The sequence below is a fragment of the Propionivibrio dicarboxylicus genome, assembly GCF_900099695.1.
Taxonomy (GTDB): Bacteria; Pseudomonadota; Gammaproteobacteria; order Burkholderiales; family Rhodocyclaceae; genus Propionivibrio; species Propionivibrio dicarboxylicus.
The window spans coordinates 199,425-217,191 of record NZ_FNCY01000004.1 but is presented as its reverse complement, the minus strand read 5'-3'; the positions used below and the strand labels follow the sequence as shown (position 1 = coordinate 217,191).

At 53.8% G+C, this 17,767-nt stretch carries 14 protein-coding genes; 8 read left to right on the top strand and 6 right to left on the bottom strand.

The genetic code is table 11. The features are described from left to right. The first annotated feature begins 21 nt into the window (after positions 1 to 21). Genes BLR25_RS07255 through BLR25_RS07235 form a run of 5 tightly spaced genes read left to right on the top strand, consistent with a single transcriptional unit; the run spans position 22 to position 4,177 of the window. Positions 22 to 2,664 carry a tail fiber domain-containing protein gene (locus BLR25_RS07255; protein WP_091936001.1) on the top strand — a complete coding sequence of 881 codons (2,643 nt, stop codon included), beginning with the start codon at positions 22 to 24 and terminating at the stop codon, positions 2,662 to 2,664. Beyond that, complete coding sequence (locus tag BLR25_RS07250) at positions 2,664 to 2,849, top strand: hypothetical protein (RefSeq protein WP_091935999.1); 186 nt, start codon at positions 2,664 to 2,666, stop codon at positions 2,847 to 2,849. The genes BLR25_RS07255 and BLR25_RS07250 overlap by 1 nt, the downstream gene beginning before the upstream one ends. 8 nt (positions 2,850 to 2,857) lie before the next feature. Continuing rightward, positions 2,858 to 3,268 (top strand): hypothetical protein, encoded by a 411-nt coding sequence (locus BLR25_RS07245; RefSeq protein ID WP_091935997.1) that lies wholly within the window; start codon positions 2,858 to 2,860, stop codon positions 3,266 to 3,268. 1 nt (position 3,269) lies between these two features. Next, a complete protein-coding gene (locus BLR25_RS07240) occupies positions 3,270 to 3,737 on the top strand; it encodes a hypothetical protein (RefSeq protein ID WP_091935994.1) in 468 nt (155 codons plus the stop codon). After that, positions 3,734 to 4,177, top strand: coding sequence for a lysozyme (locus BLR25_RS07235; RefSeq protein ID WP_091935992.1), 444 nt, complete (start codon positions 3,734 to 3,736; stop codon positions 4,175 to 4,177). Before BLR25_RS07240 ends, BLR25_RS07235 begins: the two co-directional genes overlap by 4 nt. A 367-nt stretch (positions 4,178 to 4,544) precedes the next feature. Here the strand turns inward: BLR25_RS07235 and BLR25_RS07230 are convergent, their stop codons facing one another. From BLR25_RS07230 to BLR25_RS07205, 6 genes are all read right to left on the bottom strand, one after another. Continuing rightward, positions 4,545 to 6,422, bottom strand: a complete 1,878-nt coding sequence (locus tag BLR25_RS07230; RefSeq protein ID WP_091935989.1) for a bifunctional diguanylate cyclase/phosphodiesterase — start codon at positions 6,420 to 6,422, stop codon at positions 4,545 to 4,547. A gap of 30 nt (positions 6,423 to 6,452) precedes the next feature. Then, on the bottom strand, positions 6,453 to 9,644 hold the full coding sequence (locus BLR25_RS07225) for an EAL domain-containing protein (protein ID WP_091935987.1): 3,192 nt from the start codon (positions 9,642 to 9,644) through the stop codon (positions 6,453 to 6,455). Between the two features lie 357 nt (positions 9,645 to 10,001). After that, positions 10,002 to 11,633: a methyl-accepting chemotaxis protein gene (locus tag BLR25_RS07220; protein WP_091935985.1), complete on the bottom strand. Its 1,632-nt coding sequence runs from the start codon at positions 11,631 to 11,633 to the stop codon at positions 10,002 to 10,004. 300 nt (positions 11,634 to 11,933) lie between these two features. Continuing rightward, positions 11,934 to 12,206, bottom strand: coding sequence for a hypothetical protein (locus BLR25_RS07215; protein WP_091935983.1), 273 nt, complete (start codon positions 12,204 to 12,206; stop codon positions 11,934 to 11,936). 4 nt (positions 12,207 to 12,210) lie between these two features. Then, entirely contained in the window at positions 12,211 to 13,596 is a 1,386-nt protein-coding gene (locus BLR25_RS07210; protein WP_091935981.1) for an ATP-binding protein, read from the bottom strand. A gap of 2 nt (positions 13,597 to 13,598) precedes the next feature. Continuing rightward, complete coding sequence (locus BLR25_RS07205) at positions 13,599 to 14,339, bottom strand: response regulator (protein WP_091935978.1); 741 nt, start codon at positions 14,337 to 14,339, stop codon at positions 13,599 to 13,601. 240 nt (positions 14,340 to 14,579) lie between these two features. Between BLR25_RS07205 and BLR25_RS07200 the strand changes: the two genes are divergently transcribed. From BLR25_RS07200 to BLR25_RS07190, 3 genes are all read left to right on the top strand, one after another. Next, complete coding sequence (locus tag BLR25_RS07200) at positions 14,580 to 15,077, top strand: TRAP transporter small permease (RefSeq protein WP_091936085.1); 498 nt, start codon at positions 14,580 to 14,582, stop codon at positions 15,075 to 15,077. An 11-nt stretch (positions 15,078 to 15,088) separates the two neighbouring features. Next, entirely contained in the window at positions 15,089 to 16,369 is a 1,281-nt protein-coding gene (locus BLR25_RS07195) for a TRAP transporter large permease subunit (RefSeq protein WP_091935976.1), read from the top strand. Between the two features lie 137 nt (positions 16,370 to 16,506). After that, the gene (locus BLR25_RS07190) at positions 16,507 to 17,529 is read left to right on the top strand and encodes a TRAP transporter substrate-binding protein (protein WP_091935974.1); all 1,023 of its coding nucleotides are present in this window, start codon (positions 16,507 to 16,509) and stop codon (positions 17,527 to 17,529) included. Positions 17,530 to 17,767: the final 238 nt, after the last annotated feature.

The window sequence follows — 17,767 nt, the reverse complement described above, 5'->3', positions numbered from 1 at the left end:
TTGTTAGAAAAGGGGTCTAAGATGACTGTAGCCACCGCAGATGCCAAGGCAGGGCCGTACACCGGGAACGATTCTGCATCGTCCTATACCTTCGAGTTCAAGGTCTTCGCCGAGACCGACATCCGGGTCGTTGAGACCGTTATTGCTACAGGCGCCGAGACCGACCTAGCGCTCAACACCAACTACACTGTAACGCTCAACAACGACCAAGACAACGACCCCGGCGGCGAAATTGTCTACAAGGTGGGGGGCGCGACCGCGGCGCTGCCGAGCACGAAAAAGCTTACGATCGTCGGCAATTTCAAGTACGAGCAACCGACAAAGCTACCGAATGGTGGCAAGTTCTTCGCGGAGATTGTCGAGACTGCGCTCGACCGGTGCACGTCGCTTATCAAGCAGATAAAAGAGAACGTCGATCGAGCTATCGCGCTGCCCGTGAGCAGCGACAACAACGCTTCGGATCGAGCGTTTAAGGTAGTCGGATTCGACTCGCTCGGCAAATTGGTTCTGTACGTCGCGCAGGCAGGATCCTCGCTGATTGATCTGGCTGCATCGACCGGGGCGTCGTTGATCGGGTTTATCCAGAACGGAACCGGTGCCGTAAAGCGGTGGGTCCAAGACAAGTTGCGCGAGCATGTCAGCGTGTTGGATTTTGGCGCAGTCGGAGATGGGACGACGGACGATACCGCCGCCATTCAGGCTGCGATTAATAGCGGAAAGCCGATTGATTTCCTAGGGTCTGGATACTCCTACAAGATCACGAGCACCGTAACATATACGGGCGCCGTGTTTATAAAAGCTTCCGGGGCGACCATCAAGTCCGACGTTCTTCCGTTCCTAATCACGGATGGATCTGGCAGCCGCATAATTGGAAGGTTGAAGTTTTTGCCCGTTACCATTCCGTACACGCTGCTTCGGAACACAACCACATGGACGAACTCGGCAAGCGATGTGGTGCAATCGCTTGAGGGTTATCTTCCGAACAGCCAAGACACGGACATTTGGAGCAGCTTGAGCCAGGCGATCAAGGATCAATGGAATAATTTCCAACCTGGCGGCATCTACTTTAACGTTTCGTCACCTTCTGGCGGCAGCGATGTGTTCGTTTCTGGCATATCTGGATACCAGGCCTGCGTGACGCTTGAGGGGTATAGGGACTCAACCGTAAAGTCGTGCACGCACGGCGGAAGGCGTGAGGCGATCAATTTCATCAACGGCGTTGCAGCGACCAACGGGGAGTTCACGCTTCCGAGGGGCGTCAATAATTCAGCCGTCCACAACAAGGTTAAATACGCGGCTCAGTGCGCGATCCAGTTTATCGGTAACGACGAGTATTCTGCCGTCGGGAACAGCACGTCATATAACGGCGAAAGCGGCATCAAGACCTATCAGTACGACGGCTCGAATTCTACAGGCGTCATTTGCACAAACGGCATCATCAAGAAGAATCACGTCTTCAACAACTATTACGACGGGATTGACGCTCAGGTCGTTTATGGTTCTCCGGCGGTCGATTCTCAGATCAGCGGAACGATCGTTTCCGGAAACAGATGCACCAACAACCGGGCTACCGGGGTAACCAACAACGGCAAGTTTGCTGTTGTATCTGGCAATCTTTGTACCGGGAACGGCTCGCACGGCATCAGCGTTAAGGGCGCACACTCGACGGTTACGGGGAACCTTGCCAGAGAAAATACGGCTCACAAATCGTTCTGGTCGTTCCAGATCTTCGACATATTCATCCTTGGCGACGGAATGTCGAGTTCGGGAAACTATGTTTATAACTCGACCGCTCCTGACACATATAACTACTATCACAGCGGACTGAGCGGAAATCCGACAAATGGGCTTGAAGGCCTAGATATTGGGAATAGATGCTCTGGCGGCGCGTCTAAAATGTACATCGCGCCGAACATTCCTTCTGTTGATACGCTTACAGTAGGAGCAAACCCGACAAACATTGGTGGGGCAAAAGCGACCGTACGCCACGGAAATGGCGGCGGCATGGACGCAGGCGGTGCGACTGATGGATCTGGTTATGTCCGCGTGCGCGGAGGCGTAACAAATCTCGGTGTCTATGATTTCGCGAAGACCACGACGGTCACAAATGGCGTCAGCGTCTATGACGGCCGGATCGCCTACGACTTCAATTCGACGCTGATGTATTTCGGTATTAACGGAGGAGCATGGAAAGTCTATTTGCAAGACGGATTCGGACTATACCCAACTCCTGACAATACCCTGTCTCTAGGCTCGAGCGGAGTCCGCTGGACGCAACTGTATGCAGCAACCGCAACAATTAATACCTCTGACGAGAGGCAAAAACAGCAAATTAGATGCCTGTCCGACGCGGAGAAATCTGTTGCGTTGCGACTTAAAGCATTGATCAGGGCTTTTAAGTTCAACGACGCCGTCGAATCCAAGGGCGACAAGGCCCGATGGCACGTCGGCGCAATCGCGCAGCAAGTAAAAGCCGCGTTCGAGGCCGAAGGATTGAACGCCGAAGACTATGCGATCCTTTGCTACGACGAGTGGGATGACCTGTACCACGATGTTTTCGACGAAGAAGGAAATATCGTCGGCAAAGAACTGGTCCGCAAAGCTGGAAATTCATACGGGCTTCGGTACGAAGAATTGCACTCGTTCATCTTGGGGGCGCTGTGATGCTGAAAGTTCTCAAATCGAAAACGATTGTTTTCTCAATCGCCCTGGCAATCCTTTCCGTTCTTCAAGGGTATATAGGGTTGCTTCCTCTTGACCAGAAAGGGCAGGCAATCGCCGGTATTGTGATCGCTGTTGTTGTCACGATTTTGCGCGCGATCACAACGCAGCCGTTGAGCGACAAATAGGAGGCGCGATGTCCGTCTATTCGCAAGAGTCTGCCTTTAAGCCACGAATTCTCAGCGACGAAGAAATCGAGATCATCATCTCTGGCGATCGGAAAGCGATCGACAAACACATTTTGTTTTCCCTTAATCGTCTGGCGGACGCTCACGATTCGACTTTATCAACCCTGAAAGAGCATCAAGGGCGTGAAGACAAAATGATGGAAGAAGTTGATCGTATCGGCGGGGTCGAGGCAATCACAAAGCGCGCGATGTATGTCGATTCGCAGATAGAGCGCAGAAATGCGCGCACGTTGATGATGACAAAGGTTTCACAATCTTCGATTACTTGGGCGCTTCTGGCTTTCTTCGCGTTCGTAGCTTCGGCTGTCTGGCAGGATTTTATCCACGCCATTAAAACAGCGCTGAGATCGGGGGTTTGAGATGTTTACCGCACTTCTTTCTTTTCTCGGCGGGAATGCCTTTCGACTGATCTTCGGCGAGGTTGCGGCCTTCTTCTCGAAAAAGCAGGAGGCCGCGCTTGAAATCGAGCGGCTCAAGCTACAGGGCGAACTCGACGCAGCGCAGCACGCTCGGAACCTCGAAGCGATCAAGGTGCAGGCCGATCTCGGCGTCAAGGTCATCGAGGCGAGAATGGACGCCGCACTGGTGGAGGCCGAAACTAGTGCCTGGGCGCAGGCCGTTGCCGATGTCGGAAAGCAGACCGGCATCAGGTTCCTCGACGTATGGAATGGCTCAATTCGTCCTGCTCTCGCTTCTATGGCAATGGCGATCGTTGTGTTCCAGTTCTTCAACTCAGGCTTCACGCTTGACGAATGGACTCGTGAGCTCGTCGGCGCAATCCTCGGCATCTATGTCGCCGATCGCCACTTGAGCAAGCGTGGAAAATGATCGACGCGGTCGAAGTAGCGGCCGCCCTGGCGCGGCGGTTCGAGGGGTGCTATCTGAGCCCCTATCTATGCCCGGCTGGGGTGCCGACAATCGGCGTCGGTTGTACCTTCTATGAGGACGGCGCGCGCGTCTCCCTGGCCGATTCTCCAATCACGCGCGATCGCGCCGACGGGCTTCTTCTTTGGATGGTCCGCACAGTTTATCTGCCGGCCGTGCTGCGGCTATGTCCTGGCATCGACGATCCGAAGCGCCTGGCCGCGATCATTGACTTCGCATTCAACCTCGGCGCCGGAACTCTCAAGGCATCAACGCTGCGGAAAAAAATCAACGCCGGACAGTGGGACGATGTTCCGGCGGAGTTGAAAAAGTGGGTGAAAGGCGGCGGCAAAATATTGCGCGGACTGGTGATTCGTCGAGATGCGGAATCAGCTTTGATCTAGCTCGAAATTTCCTAAGATGCGGAATTCGTGCCTAGTATTTCCAAGGGTTTCAAGGCGCGACGTATTAGGAAAATACAAATCTAAGTTGTTGATTTATTGACTTCCGCATACCGGCCTGTCACGCCGGGGGTCGCGGGTTCGAGTCCCGTCCACTCCGCCAACAAATTCAATGGGTTACAACTTGTAAAGTTGTAACCCATTTTGTTTTTGTGGCATCAGCAGGAAAATAGTAGTCATTCGTGGGAAATGATCAGCACTCATGAAGGGACTTCGTAGTTCTCGGCCAAAGCAACCGTTCACGTATCACGATGTCCCGATGGTGTACCTCTCCCCGCGTCATTAAATCACACGTCTGACTACTCTTGCTTCAGTTCCTCTGACCATGAAAAACACACTGATTACGTCCTAATTGCTTGGCTGCATACATGGATTGATCGGCATTGCGTAGAAGGATATCCGGATCGACGTCGTGCTCAGGATACAGGCTTACACCAATAGAAGCCGAGAGTTGGAAATGATAGTCCGCAAAAACCACGGGCGTAGCGATTGCTTCCAACACACGATTCAAGGTTTCTCCAATACTCTTGTTACTCGTTTGTCCGACAAGTAACAGCACAAACTCATCCCCCCCAATGCGGGCAACGGTGTCGACGGCACGTAGGATGCCTCTCATACGCTCGGCTACGGTCTTGAGCACTTGATCGCCCACCTCATGCCCAAAAGTGTCATTAATCGGTTTGAATTTGTCCAAGTCCAGATAAGCAACCGCAAGCTTCTCTCCAGAGCGAAGGGCGTTGGCAATGCCTTGGTTCAAACGGTCAGTTAACAAAATCCGGTTGGGCAGTCCTGTCAATGCATCGTGATAGGCGATATGCTGAAGCTGTTCTTCGTGTTGCCTCAGTGCTTTTTCCATTTCTTTGCGTTCAGTGATGTCGCGTCCAATAGCTAGTACGCCCCGTGGCTTGCCAATTTCGTCGCACTCAGCAATGAATCGGATGTGATGCGTAAGAATGCGGCCGTCTTCTAGGGTTATGCTTTCATCCAGGTGATCGGAAACACCTGTGCGGGCGACGTTTAGTACCTTTTGCGCATATCCAGGTGGGCCACAATCGAAAACCATTGCGTTTTCAATATCAGCCAGTGTTCTTCCGGTAATTTTTATGCAAGATGGATTCATGTAAGCCAAACGACCATCAATAGAATAGCGGGCAATACAATCTGGCGTGTTCTCAGCCAAAGAACGAAATTGACGTTCACTTTTACGCAGCGCCTGTTCTGCCTGAAGTTGCCGTCGCCATTTGCGATACAAGAGACTTGTCGAGATGTTTGTCAGAGCCAGAAAGAACGCCAAGAAGCCGGCGCTGATATTGCGCAGTTGATACCATTCAGCCAGATAGTCGTCCGTCGAAACACCAACGACAGCGTACATCGGAACTTCGCCAATAAGACGATAGGTAAAGATGCGTTCGACGGGGTCATAAACGCTGACAGCCTTATAAGTAGCTTGACCGAGTCCTTTGTCGATTAGGGCTTTCAACTCCTCGGATGTATTTGTGTCTCCGACCACGTAGGTCCTCTGGCTTTCGTTCGGGGACCAACGCGCAATCAATCCAAGCTCTTTGTCGCGCAATACAAGAATGCTTCTCGGCTCAACCTTAAATTCAGAGATCAATCTCTCGAGAAAAGAGACGGACAAGGATGTCAGGATAACTCCCGCGAAATGGCCGGCGTTGTCTTGGTAGGCTCGCGCAAGAATTATTTCCCACTTTCCCGTCACTCTCCCAATCAAAGGTTTGGTAATCACCAGACCGGTTTTGTTACCAGATTTAAGGTCAATAAAGTATTCGCGATCAGATAGCACGGGTCGCGGTTGATTGCCGGCCGCATGGAGGATCACGTTGCCGTCGGCGTCACTAACTGTCCAGATATTGGCCTCGGGGATGATCGCTTTTTGATGGTCGATGACATTCTGAATTGCACGACGATCAATTTGTCCGGATTTTAGCGTGTGATCTTGCATCTGACCGATCACAGTTCGGAGAGAAAGATCCAGTTTTCCGATTTCATGGCGGATGCTTTGGTCGACTGCTAGGCTCAGATTCTGAGTTTCTCTCTTCGCGTGGTCGAGTTGTTGGTCATGAAGATAGTTCAACGCGAAAACTATAGCCAAGCCCGCAGCAACGTTAACTCCTAGCAGGAGAACGATAATCCAGACATTGGAACGCTCATGCGAAAGGATAGTCATCGGGAAGAGCCCGTCATGTTGGGATCTGGTTCACTGTTTGCCTCCGTCTCCGAACCTATGTTGCACTATCTCTTCAAATTCACTAATGGGCACTGGACGTCCAAAGAGATAACCCTGATAAGCATGGCAACTAGAGCCAGAAAGAAAATCCCTCTGCATCGGGGTTTCCACCCCCTCTGCTATAACGCCCAAACCTAGCGAATCCGCCAAAGCAATAATGGTTCTGACAATAGCCGCGTCATTCGAATTTCCCAATACATTGCGTACGAATGACTGGTCTATTTTTAATTGGTCCAACGGCAACCGCTTCAAATATGACAATGAAGAATAACCTGTGCCGAAGTCATCCAGCGAGAAGCTGATTCCTCGATCTTTTAATGCAACCATCTTTTGAATAACATCTTCGAAATTGGATACCAGAGTACTTTCTGTTAACTCTAACTTCAGTCGTTTCGGGTTCGCTCCAGTTTTCTCCAGCACAGTCAGTACATGATTTACGAAGTCCGACTGCCGGAATTGGTGTGCGCTCACATTGACGGCAATCGTAAGGTCGGAAAACTTGGGTTGTGTGGCCCAGACGGCAAGCTGTGTGCAAGCGTTTTCGAGAACCCAATAGCCGAGCGGCAGAATTAGCCCGTTTTCTTCAGCAAGAGGAATAAATTCAGCGGGAGAAATCAGACCGCGCTGTGGATGTATCCAACGCACAAGAACTTCCGAACCAATTGTCTTATTCTCAGCGATCTGAATTTGATAGTGGAGAACAAACTGCCGCTTTTGAAGAGCCTCGCGCAATTCACTTTCCATAGTGGCTCGTTTAACCACCGCATTTTCCATGTCTTGATCGAAGAATCGCAGGGTGTTACGCCCTCCGTCTTTTGCTCGATACAAAGCGAGATCAGCCTGTTTCAAGAGAAGCTCGGCCTCTTTCTGTTGGCCATAGAACAGAGCGACCCCAATGCTTGCACTAATGTGATACGAGGTCTTCTTGAGTTGAAAGGCCTGGTTCAGGTTGGTGAGGATTTTTTTTCCAACGATCTCGGACCGAGTCGCGGCGTTAGCTTGGTCTCTACCCAAGCCAACCAGCATTACGACGAATTCATCACCACCAAACCGCGCAACGGTATCTTCTTCGCGCACAGATTTGCCTAGACGCTGACCCACCTGTTGCAACAAGACGTCTCCCATGTCATGGCCGAGCGTATCGTTAAGGATCTTGAAGTTATCGAGATCAATGAGCAGTAGCGCACCGTAATTTTCATTGCGTGTACTGGCCGCCATCGCTTGCCTCAGGCGATCCTGCAGCAGTATCCGATTGGGGAGGCTCGTTAGTTGATCAAAAAATGCCAAATGATAAATCTTGTCTTCTGCCCGTTTGTGTGCGCTTACGTCACGAAACGACCAATATCGTCCTACAATTTCTTTGGCGATAATCATCGGCTGAGAGTAGCGCTCAAAGACACGTCCGTCAGCAAGATGCAGGCTGTCAAAACTCGTCATTTCCGGGTGGTCATAAAGTTCCTCAACCTTCGCCAAGAAAACTTCCGGATTGGCCATCTGCGCTGTCACGTATGCGAGTAGCGGCTTGTCGTCATTCGGCTCCAAGAGATGCTTCGGCACTTGCCAGAGGTCGGCGAATCTCTGGTTCCACCGAACGATCTTTCCATCCCTTACGATAAGGATTCCGTCAACCGTCGACTCAAGGGCCGCATTGATTAGCGCCATGGAGTATTGCAACTCCATTTCCGATAGCTTGCGTTGGGTAATGTCGCGCCCGATGATTAGTACGCTTACAACATTTTGCTTCTCGTCAAATTCCGGAACAAGGCGGATATGAGTGTCGTATCGCTCTCCGTTCGCGTTAAGGTGGGAGAATTCGACTTCATCGGGAATGCCCGTACGCGCAACGGAGAGGATTTTTTCTTCATATTCCAGAAAGACAGGGGAAGACTGTCTTTCTGTTGGGCGCTTTCCTACAACGTCGGCAAGTTTTGCGCCAAGCACTTGTTCGAGCGCCGGATTTATATATATCAGTCTTGCATCGGGCGTGTAGCGAGCAATGTTGTCTGGAGAGTTTTCCGTCAGCGATCGAAACTCGCGTTCCTTCCGTTCAAGCGTTTCACTATGGCGTTGAATCGTCTCTGCCATGCTATTGAAATTATGGGCCAGGCTCCCCAATTCATCGCGCGAGGACATGGGCAACCGACTTGTAAAATCCTTAGAAGCAAAGCGACTCACTGCCTTACAGACCTCGAGAATAGGTTGAGTAATGCGATGAGCCGCGAGGATCAGCATGATTGCGATGACAGCAAGAACGGCCACTGTACTTATTGCCAACGACTGGATCATTTGGGTGACTGGCGCAAACAGCTCATCGTCAGTGATGATCGTTGCAACTGACCAACCGGCGATGGGAACCGGTTTATAGAACGCAACCTTCGGTACGCCCTGGTAGACGTAGCTAAACATTCCTGAGCCACCAGCGATCATTCTTCTACCGAGCTCGACAACTGAAGGATCTTCGAGCTCGACAATGTTTTTTCGCATGGCTAGCGATTCATCCGGATGAATAATGATTAGGCCATCCTTGCCTATAACAATGCCATAACCCGTCTTCCCTGTTTTGAGGCTTTCAGCCATCTTTTTTACGTACTCTAGTGAAACTCCGGCTCCGACCAAACCTTGTGGAACATTCTTGCTGTCATGAATTGGCGCAATCAGAAAGACTGTTGGAATCCCCGTGGTTCTTGATACTAGGGGTGGAGTAATCTGCGCAAGGCCTCCGGACATAACCGACCGAAAGTAGTCACGGTTGCTGATGTCTCCAACAAAAAGAGTGAAGTCGCCATTTTCATTCTGGCGAACTGTGTGATATTCACCTGTTCCGTTCGCCGCATAAATATCCTGAAATAGATCCGGATATTTTTCATGCAGTACTTTATGCCGATCGACATTCAATGCATCAATCAATCGAAAATCGTTGTTAATGCTCTTTGCCATTGCAGTCGATGCGATGGTCTCCGGTTCGAGAAGTAAGGTCTTGAGCCAAATATTGATCGTTTCAGCTGTCTTCCCTGTCGTTTCGAGCATGCTTGTTGTCAGATTTCCTTCGATGACACGATTGATGTACCAATACGATGCGCAATCAAGCAGCAACAATCCTGCCATCAAGATCGGCATAATCATAAGCAACAGTTTTTTCTGGAAGGACAGTCTGCCGAACATAGCAAACTCCGAGACGGAATGACTCCAATTGGTGGCGACAACAATACCAGGCGAGAATTGGCTTTGCTACTGTTGAGAACACCGGTCAAGTGCTAAAAGCATTCTAGAAGCGAGCGATTTTATGTAATGGCCGAAAAGCTGTGAAACGGCGGCAAGAGTCGTCTACAGTTCCTTTCGATTTGCATCCTTAGCATTGCACGTGAATGAGTATTACTGCTTCATGCCTCTGAGCCGGGAAATGAGGAGATTGTTTACGATTGAAGTCGTCGCGAGTTGATTGGCAAGCTTAATCAAAACCGGTTGAACGGAACCAGGAAAAACTGTCCGTTACCAAATTTCCCTGGTTCACGCCAGAAATCAATACTTAAATCGAGCTGTCATTCGATGCAAGTTCTCGGCAAGTTTCTCTAAGGACTCAACAGCAGTTGCTGCAGAACGCATTGATTCAGTCGTGGTTTCTACCGATAAAGAAATCTGTTCGACCTGTTGAGCGACTAAAGTGCTGGCAGTTACCTGTTCGCGTGTTCCCTCTGCGATGGCACGAGATGCACCGAGAGCGTTAGTGGCTTCTGTTTGCACCACGTGGAGCGTATCGGCGACAGCCTGAACTTGCCCGACACCGTTCTTGACTTGAATTGCTACATCGTTCATGACTTCTACGGCGAGGTGAGTGTCATCCTGAATACCTTTCAACATCTGTTCAATTTGTACCGTTGCGTTTGATGTACGTTCGGCAAGCTTGCGAACCTCGTCAGCGACAACAGCAAATCCTCGCCCAGATTCACCTGCGCGTGCTGCTTCAATGGCCGCGTTTAGAGCAAGCAGATTTGTCTGAGCGGCGATGTCTTTAATGACATTCGCGATGGTGCCGATTTCGTTAGCACGATCGACGAGGTCCCTGATTTTGGTGGCGGCCTCGCCCACAGATGTCGCGGTCTTTCGCATTTCCAGCGCAGCATCAGATGCGAGAGCCTCGCCTTCGTGAGTGGCTGCTACGCCCTTCAAGGCATTGTCCGAAGAGTTTTGTGCGCTGTCCGAAATGTGATTGACACTGACGGTCATTTCTTCGATTGCAGCAGCAATCGAAGAAGTTGATTCAGATTGTTTTGTGGAAGCCGACGCTATATCACGCGTTGCACTGGACACGGATTGCGAGTGTTTCGCCACGCTTTCGGCATTGGTCGCTATCTCGGAGAGCATCGAGCGCAGTTGTATAATGGTTTGTCCTAGGGTACCGAGCAGACTATCCGCTCGGCCAAGATTTCTGACATTCGTGGTTAGGTCGCCTTGCGCCAAAGCCCGCATAGCTCGGACAGCGTAGCCCGGTTCACCCCCCAATTGCTGGATAACGCTACGTACAACCATCCAAGATACCCCAGCGATCAAGCTCAGCAGGATAATGCCAATAACAGCAGTCCATGCAAGCCCAGAACGATATGCTTCATCTACAGCAGTGAGGTAGATTCCTGTTCCGACGGCCCAACCCCAAGGTGCATAAGGACGAATCCAGGAATATTTCTGCTCCGGATCCCCATTAGCCACTCTCGGCCATTTGTAAGGGATCATTCGTGCTTCTCCCTTTTTGATGGCTGCGGTCATTTCGTCCCAGAGTAAGACACCATCTGCTGTTTTCTTGCCGAGCATGTTGGTGCCTTCGCTTTCTGGTTTTAGGGGCGAAAGCACAACGCTACCGTCTGGACCGTTGATGAAAATGTAGTTCTTTCCTTGTTCAAAGCGCGTCTTGCGCAAAACGGCTAGTGCCTCCTTTTGTGCATCTGTACGCGACAACTTGCCAGATTGTTCTAGTGCGTAGAAATAATCGAGTGTCGCGGTCGTTGAATCAACGATATCGTTGATTCGACGCTGTTCGGCGGCCTCAAGACTACTACGCAAGAGCCACAGAGATGTTCCGCCTAAGGTCACCAAGCCGATAATGGCAATGATCACAAGCAGTAATAGGCGATGAGACAATCGATTGCTTTCAAACATTGTTATCTCCAGTTGCTGACTGGTTGTATTGGTTAGCAGAAATTACTAGTTTGAGACTGGTTGTCTACACAGTATGCTATATGGTTTTGCGTATTCGACCTATAACATGACTGTGGTACAACGCTAGTCTTTTGATGGGTTTTTTCTGAATACAATTTGTCGAGGGTTGCGTTTTGACGCTCTTGTCAAAGTCAAAATCGGTCGATCCGCCGACAACCACTTCACAACGAGTGGGGCTCTGCTGGATAGGTTCCCCCCTAATCAGCGATCGATGATGCCGATCCTTGCCCAAGGAAAACCTTATTCCTCGTAACCATATTCGCTGAGGGGTAGGGCGGCGAATCGCGCGATCAGGTTGTACTCATTGTGCGAGTATCTTCTGCCTTTTCCTTGCTCGGCGATAAAAGTCCTGGCGACAAATTCTGCAGCACGTACGGGGCGCTCATCAATCGCAATTTCTTCGAGAAACTCATCCGGTCCGTATGCGTTGAACTCAAAGACAAATACGGGATGAGTAAATGAAGCCGTTTCGTGGTCGGTAGTCAGGACCCCGCCGCCGATATAGAGGTACATGACTTTAGCTCCGGAAGGATTTGGGGTTGGGTAACCGTCTATCTTCGGAGTCTCTCGGCAAGGATGTTCCTGCCGGTATTTTCCGCGGCAATTCAACGCTCACTTCAAGGCCGCCTTCCGGTCGATTGGCGAGACGAATGTCACCGCCATGGGCACAGATAATGTTGCGCGCGATACTCAGGCCGAGACCGCTGCCGCCGGTTTCGCGACTTCTTGACTGTTCGACGCGAAAAAACGGGTCAAACACCCTGGGGAGCATATCGTCGCTCAGTCCTGGGCCATTATCCAGCACGCGAATCAACAGTCGTTCCGGCGAGTCCTCGATCCGGATCTCGGCTTCCTCGCCATATTTGAGCGCGTTCTCGATGAGGTTCTGCATGGCGCGCGTCAGCGCGCGAAGGGCGCCCGAGTACGGGGTGTTGGCGTGTCCTGTCAGACGACACTGGGCGCCTGAATCGAGCGCATCGTCAATCATCCCTTCGAGCCATTGATTGACTTCGATCGCGGTCAGGGTCTCCGACAACTGCGCGCTGCGCGCGTAATCGAGCCCTTCGGTGACGAGTTCGGCCATGTATTCGACATCGTGAATCAGGTGATCGCGCTGCGAGCCGGCGACCAGCGCTTCGCAACGAAGGCGCAGCCGCGTCAACGGCGTCTGCAGATCATGGGCGATCGCCGCCAGGATTTGCGTTCTTTCCTCGATATGCCGGAGGATTCGTTCGCGCATGGCATTGACCGCCTGCGCCGCCTTCTTCAGTTCATCCGGGCCGGCTTCGGGGACCGGCGGCGAATTCGGATGCTTGCCGAATTGCTCGATGGTGAGGAGCATGCGATCGATCGGGCGCGTCGCCACGCGGACGGCCCACCAGACGAAGGGCGATACCGCCAGCAAGACGAAGACCAGGAAGGCCATCAGCGAACCTTCGGAGGGCATGCTGAACGGGTCGAACAGATGAAGCACCAGGGCGTGATGCGAATCGAGTACCAGCACGGTCTGGATCGACTTGTCCTTGGCCGAGGCGGGGACGCCAGGAGGCTCGCGGAAGCTCAGCTTGGCTTCTGCCGGCAGGTTCGCCCGCAGCACCGCCGACAGCTCGATCAGTCGTTCGTCATTGGGTGGCGTCTCGACGATGGGTGTCGATGCGGGTTCCAGCGAAAAGCGGTAATGAAAGCCCTGGTTCAGTCGGGCCAGCCATTCCAGGCGCTGTTCGGGCGGAAGGCTGCGCATGAAGTCGTAGGCGAACGAGAGGTCGGCCCCGAGAAAACGGGTGATCTGTTCCTTGATCTCCTGGCCTCGATACGCCATGAAGCCGATGAAACTGGCGATCTGGATGACGCCGAGCCCGATCGTCAGGATCGCGAAGAGACGGGCGGATAGCGAGCGGAACACGGTCAAGCCTCGTAATTGACGGCTTGAGCGAAGACATAGCCCTCGTTGCGAATCGTCCGGATGTACTTGGGATCGCGGGCATGATCGCCAAGCCGGCGGCGCAGGCGACTGACCCGCAGGTCGATCGAGCGATCCTCAATCTCGAACTCCCGGCGTGCCAATTGCGTCAGCAACTGGTCGCGACTGAAAATGTGTTGCGGATGATCGATAAACAGGCGCAGCAGGGCGTATTCGGCGCCGCCGAGCGGGGTGACGACACCTTGCTGGTCGATCAGGTTGCGTTGCAGCAGGTCGAGCCGCCAATCGCCAAACGCCGCCGAGCGGGCGCTCGATTCGGTCACGCTCGAGGGCGGCAACATGCGGACCCGCCGCAACACCGCACGGATCCGGGCGACCAGTTCGCGCGGCACAAAGGGCTTGGTCAGGTAATCGTCGGCGCCGAGTTCGAGCCCGATGATGCGATCGATATCGTCGGACCGGGCGGTGAGCATGAGGACGGGAATCGGCGGGCGATAGTCGGCGCGCAGGCGGCGAAAAATCGAGAGCCCATCTTCGCCGGGCAGCATCAGGTCGAGGACGATCAGATCGATCGGCGCTTTGCTCGCCAGGACGCTGTCCATCTGTTTTCCGTCTCCGGCGCAGGAAACGCGAAAACCATTCTGCTCCAGATATTCGCCGACCAGTTCGCGAATGTCGCGATCATCATCGATGACCAGGATATGGGCCGATTTGGGTTCGTTCATGGCGTCAATTTAACTCCCTCGCAGCGTTGATTTCCAGTCGTTTCGACCGCCGCTATGTATCGCGATGTATCGCTGATGACTTTGACACAGAAGGATACAAAGCGCGTCGCAGCGGACAAATTGACGATACATGGCGCTGCTTTAATGGTCTCGCCGCGATGCGCAAGCGGCGCCTGTCAGGCGGCCGCTTTTCCTGAATTCGGCACAGGCCATGGCACGGGCATGACCAGAGAGGGCATCATGACAAGAATCGTGAAGTGGGTGGAAGGACTGCTGGCGGTCGTGCTTGCCGTGATGGCAACGCTCGTCTTCGGCAATGTCGTCCTGCGTTATGGCTTCAACACGGGCATCATGTTTTCGGAAGAGATGTCGCGCTTTCTCTTCATCTGGATCACGCTGATCGGGGCGCTGGTCGTCATGAAGGACAACGCCCACCTCGGCATGAGCAGCGTCATCAGCCTGTTCGGCGACACCGGGCGGCGCGTCTGTCGCTTCCTCGCCGATTTTCTCTCGCTGCTCTGCTGTCTGCTGCTCGTGCATGGATCGTGGAAGCAGGTCGTCCTCGGCATGGAGGATCTGGCGCCCGTGACCAATATCCCGATGGGCATCATCCAGGCCTCGCTGCTGATCGCCAGTGCCGGCATGGCCCTGGTCCTGGCCGTTTCGCTGTGGCGCCAGCTCACCGGCCGCATGCCCAGCGACGAACTCATTCCGAATAGCGCCCGCTCGGGCGAGTAGGCGAATCCTCCATGACCATAGCAACCTTTGTCCTGGCGCTCCTGGCTGCCATGGCGCTCGGCGCGCCGATTGCCTTCTCCTTGTTGATCTGCGGCGTCGCGATGATGGTCCAGATGGGGAATTTCGATTCCCAGATCGTCGCCCAGAACCTCTTGGAAGGCGCCAACAACTACCCGCTGATGGCGGTGCCGTTTTTCATGCTGACCGGCGAACTGATGAATGCCGGTGGCTTGTCGCAGCGCATCGTCGATGTCGCCGATGCGTTGGTCGGGCATGTCCGCGGTGGCCTCGGTTATGTGGCGATCATCGCCGCGGCGATCGTCGCCAGCATTTCCGGGTCGGCGGTCGCCGACACCGCGGCGGTCGCGGCGCTGCTGATCCCGATGATGCGCAACGCCAATTACAACGTTCCGCGTTCGGCCGGCTTGATTGCCTCGGCCGGGTGCATTGCGCCGGTGGTGCCGCCATCTATTCCCATCGTCATTTTTGGGGTGACGGCCCAGTTGTCGATCACCAAGCTGTTTCTCGCCGGCATTTTCCCCGGACTGATGATGGCCATGATTCTCGCCGCCACCTGGTGGCTGGTGGCGCGCAAGGACTTCAAGGACGCGCCGCCCCGGACGATGGACTTCGCCCGCTTGCGCAAGGCGCTCAGGGACGGCGTCTGGGCCCTGGTGCTGCCCGTGGTGATCATCGGCGGCATGAAGGCAGGGGTGTTCACGCCGACGGAAGCGGCGTCGGTCGCCGTCTTCTACTCGCTGTTCGCGGGATTGCTCATCTATCGCGAACTCAAGCTGACGATGATTCCCCGGGTGCTGGTCGCCGCCGTCAGGACCTCGGCGACGATCATGTTCCTCGTCGCCAGCGCCATGGTCTCGGCCTGGCTGATTACCGTCGCCGACATCCCCGCCCAGGTGGTCGTCCTGCTGCAGCCGTTCATGGACAACCCGATCACGCTGATGTTCGTCATCACGCTGCTGGTCATCGTCATCGGCACCGCGCTCGATCTCATGCCGACCGTGCTGATCCTCGGACCGATCCTCGTCCCCGTCGTCAAACAGGCCGGCATCGATCCGATCTATTTCGGCGTCATCTTCATCATGAATAATGCGATCGGCCTGCTGACGCCGCCGGTCGGCAATGTGCTGAACGTCGTGGCGGGCGTGTCAAAGGAATCCCTCGATGACGTCATCAAGGGCGTCTGGCCGTTCCTGATTGCGGAAACGGCGCTGATGTTCCTGCTCGTGTTTTTCCCGTCGCTGGTTCTCGTGCCGATGAAATGGTTGTCCTAGAGTGTCCCGGCTTCACGCCTTGCCGGGGCGTGCGGCATGATGGCGGGAACGGCCGGCATGAACAAAGGGGGCGTCGCTTGTTGCCCTTTCCTGGAGTTCGCAGTCCATAGTGCATCGTTCACCACCCGGAGGGTTCCATGAAGAATCGAACGCAAAGTATTCTGTTGTCCTGTCTTCTCGCCGGCCTGATGGCCTCGTCATCGGCTGTGGCCGCTGACGATATTCAACAGCGGACCATACGGTTCGGGCATCTGAACAACCTTGACCATCCGATTAGTGCGGGCGTCAAGAAATTCGCCGAAATCGTCACGGCAAAGAGCGGCGGCAAGATCCAGGTCAAGGAATATCCGTCCAATCAGCTCGGGACCGAACAGCAACAGACACAGGCCTTGCGCGGTGGCACACAGGAAATGCAATCGCCGGCGACGACGTCGGTGGTCGGGCTCGTCAAGGATCTCGGCGTCATCGACTTCCCGTTTGCCGTGAGCACCTACAAGCAGGGCTTTGCGCTGGTCGACGGCCCGCTCGGCGAAGCCCTGATGCAAAAGCTTCCGGAAAAAGGTCTGGTGGCCCTGACGTTCTGGGATCTTGGCTTCCGTAACGTCACCAACAGCAAGCGTCCGGTCGCCAAGCTCGAGGACTTCCAGGGACTCAAGCTTCGCGTCATTCCGAATCCGGTCTTCCTGGAGAGCTTCCAAGCGCTCAAGGCGTCGCCGATGCCGCTCAGCTTCAGCGAGCTCTACACCGCGCTCGAAACCAAGGCCGTCGATGGCCAGGAGAACCCGTTCAACGTCATCCGCTCGAACAAGTTCTATGAAGTTCAGAAGTACGTCAGCGCCACCAACCACGTCTATGCGGCCAACATTATCCTGGTGAGCAAGATGTTCTGGGACAAGCTCTCGGCAACGGAGCAGAAAATCCTCAAGGATGCCGCAGTCGAGGCGCGTGACCACCAGCGCAAGGTCAGCCTGACGGCGGCAGAAGAGGCGGTGGCCGAACTGAAGAAGGCCGGGATGCAGTACAACGACGTTGCCCCGGCCGAACAGGAACGGATGCGCCGGGCGGTTCAGCCGGTGATCGACAAGTTCATGAGCAGCTACGATCCGGAAATCCAGAAGCTCTACAAGTCCGAGGTCGCCCGGGTTTTGTCCATCAAGTAAAGCACGGAACTGGCTTGCAGAGAGGGATCTCCTCTCTGCGCCTCGTGAGGCTGTCGTATGGCCGACTGATGGGACCGATAGCGTGCCTGATGGTGCCAGATGACTAGGGGATGCACTCGAACATTGCCCAGCCGAGTCTGTAGTTCACAACCAAAGTCGGCACGGGCGCCGGGAAGCAATCGGAACATTCTTCTGCACGACCACAAACCGTCTCGGGTAGTCGCCGCTTGTCGGGCAA

Coding starts and splice junctions, on each gene's coding strand:
- BLR25_RS07255 (WP_091936001.1), top strand. CDS start 22: ATGACTGTAGCCACCGCAGATGCCAAGGCAGGGCCGTACACCGGGAAC.
- BLR25_RS07250 (WP_091935999.1), top strand. CDS start 2,664: ATGCTGAAAGTTCTCAAATCGAAAACGATTGTTTTCTCAATCGCCCTG.
- BLR25_RS07245 (WP_091935997.1), top strand. CDS start 2,858: ATGTCCGTCTATTCGCAAGAGTCTGCCTTTAAGCCACGAATTCTCAGC.
- BLR25_RS07240 (WP_091935994.1), top strand. CDS start 3,270: ATGTTTACCGCACTTCTTTCTTTTCTCGGCGGGAATGCCTTTCGACTG.
- BLR25_RS07235 (WP_091935992.1), top strand. CDS start 3,734: ATGATCGACGCGGTCGAAGTAGCGGCCGCCCTGGCGCGGCGGTTCGAG.
- BLR25_RS07230 (WP_091935989.1), bottom strand. CDS start 6,422: ATGACTATCCTTTCGCATGAGCGTTCCAATGTCTGGATTATCGTTCTC.
- BLR25_RS07225 (WP_091935987.1), bottom strand. CDS start 9,644: ATGTTCGGCAGACTGTCCTTCCAGAAAAAACTGTTGCTTATGATTATG.
- BLR25_RS07220 (WP_091935985.1), bottom strand. CDS start 11,633: ATGTTTGAAAGCAATCGATTGTCTCATCGCCTATTACTGCTTGTGATC.
- BLR25_RS07215 (WP_091935983.1), bottom strand. CDS start 12,206: ATGTACCTCTATATCGGCGGCGGGGTCCTGACTACCGACCACGAAACG.
- BLR25_RS07205 (WP_091935978.1), bottom strand. CDS start 14,339: ATGAACGAACCCAAATCGGCCCATATCCTGGTCATCGATGATGATCGC.
- BLR25_RS07200 (WP_091936085.1), top strand. CDS start 14,580: ATGACAAGAATCGTGAAGTGGGTGGAAGGACTGCTGGCGGTCGTGCTT.
- BLR25_RS07195 (WP_091935976.1), top strand. CDS start 15,089: ATGACCATAGCAACCTTTGTCCTGGCGCTCCTGGCTGCCATGGCGCTC.
- BLR25_RS07190 (WP_091935974.1), top strand. CDS start 16,507: ATGAAGAATCGAACGCAAAGTATTCTGTTGTCCTGTCTTCTCGCCGGC.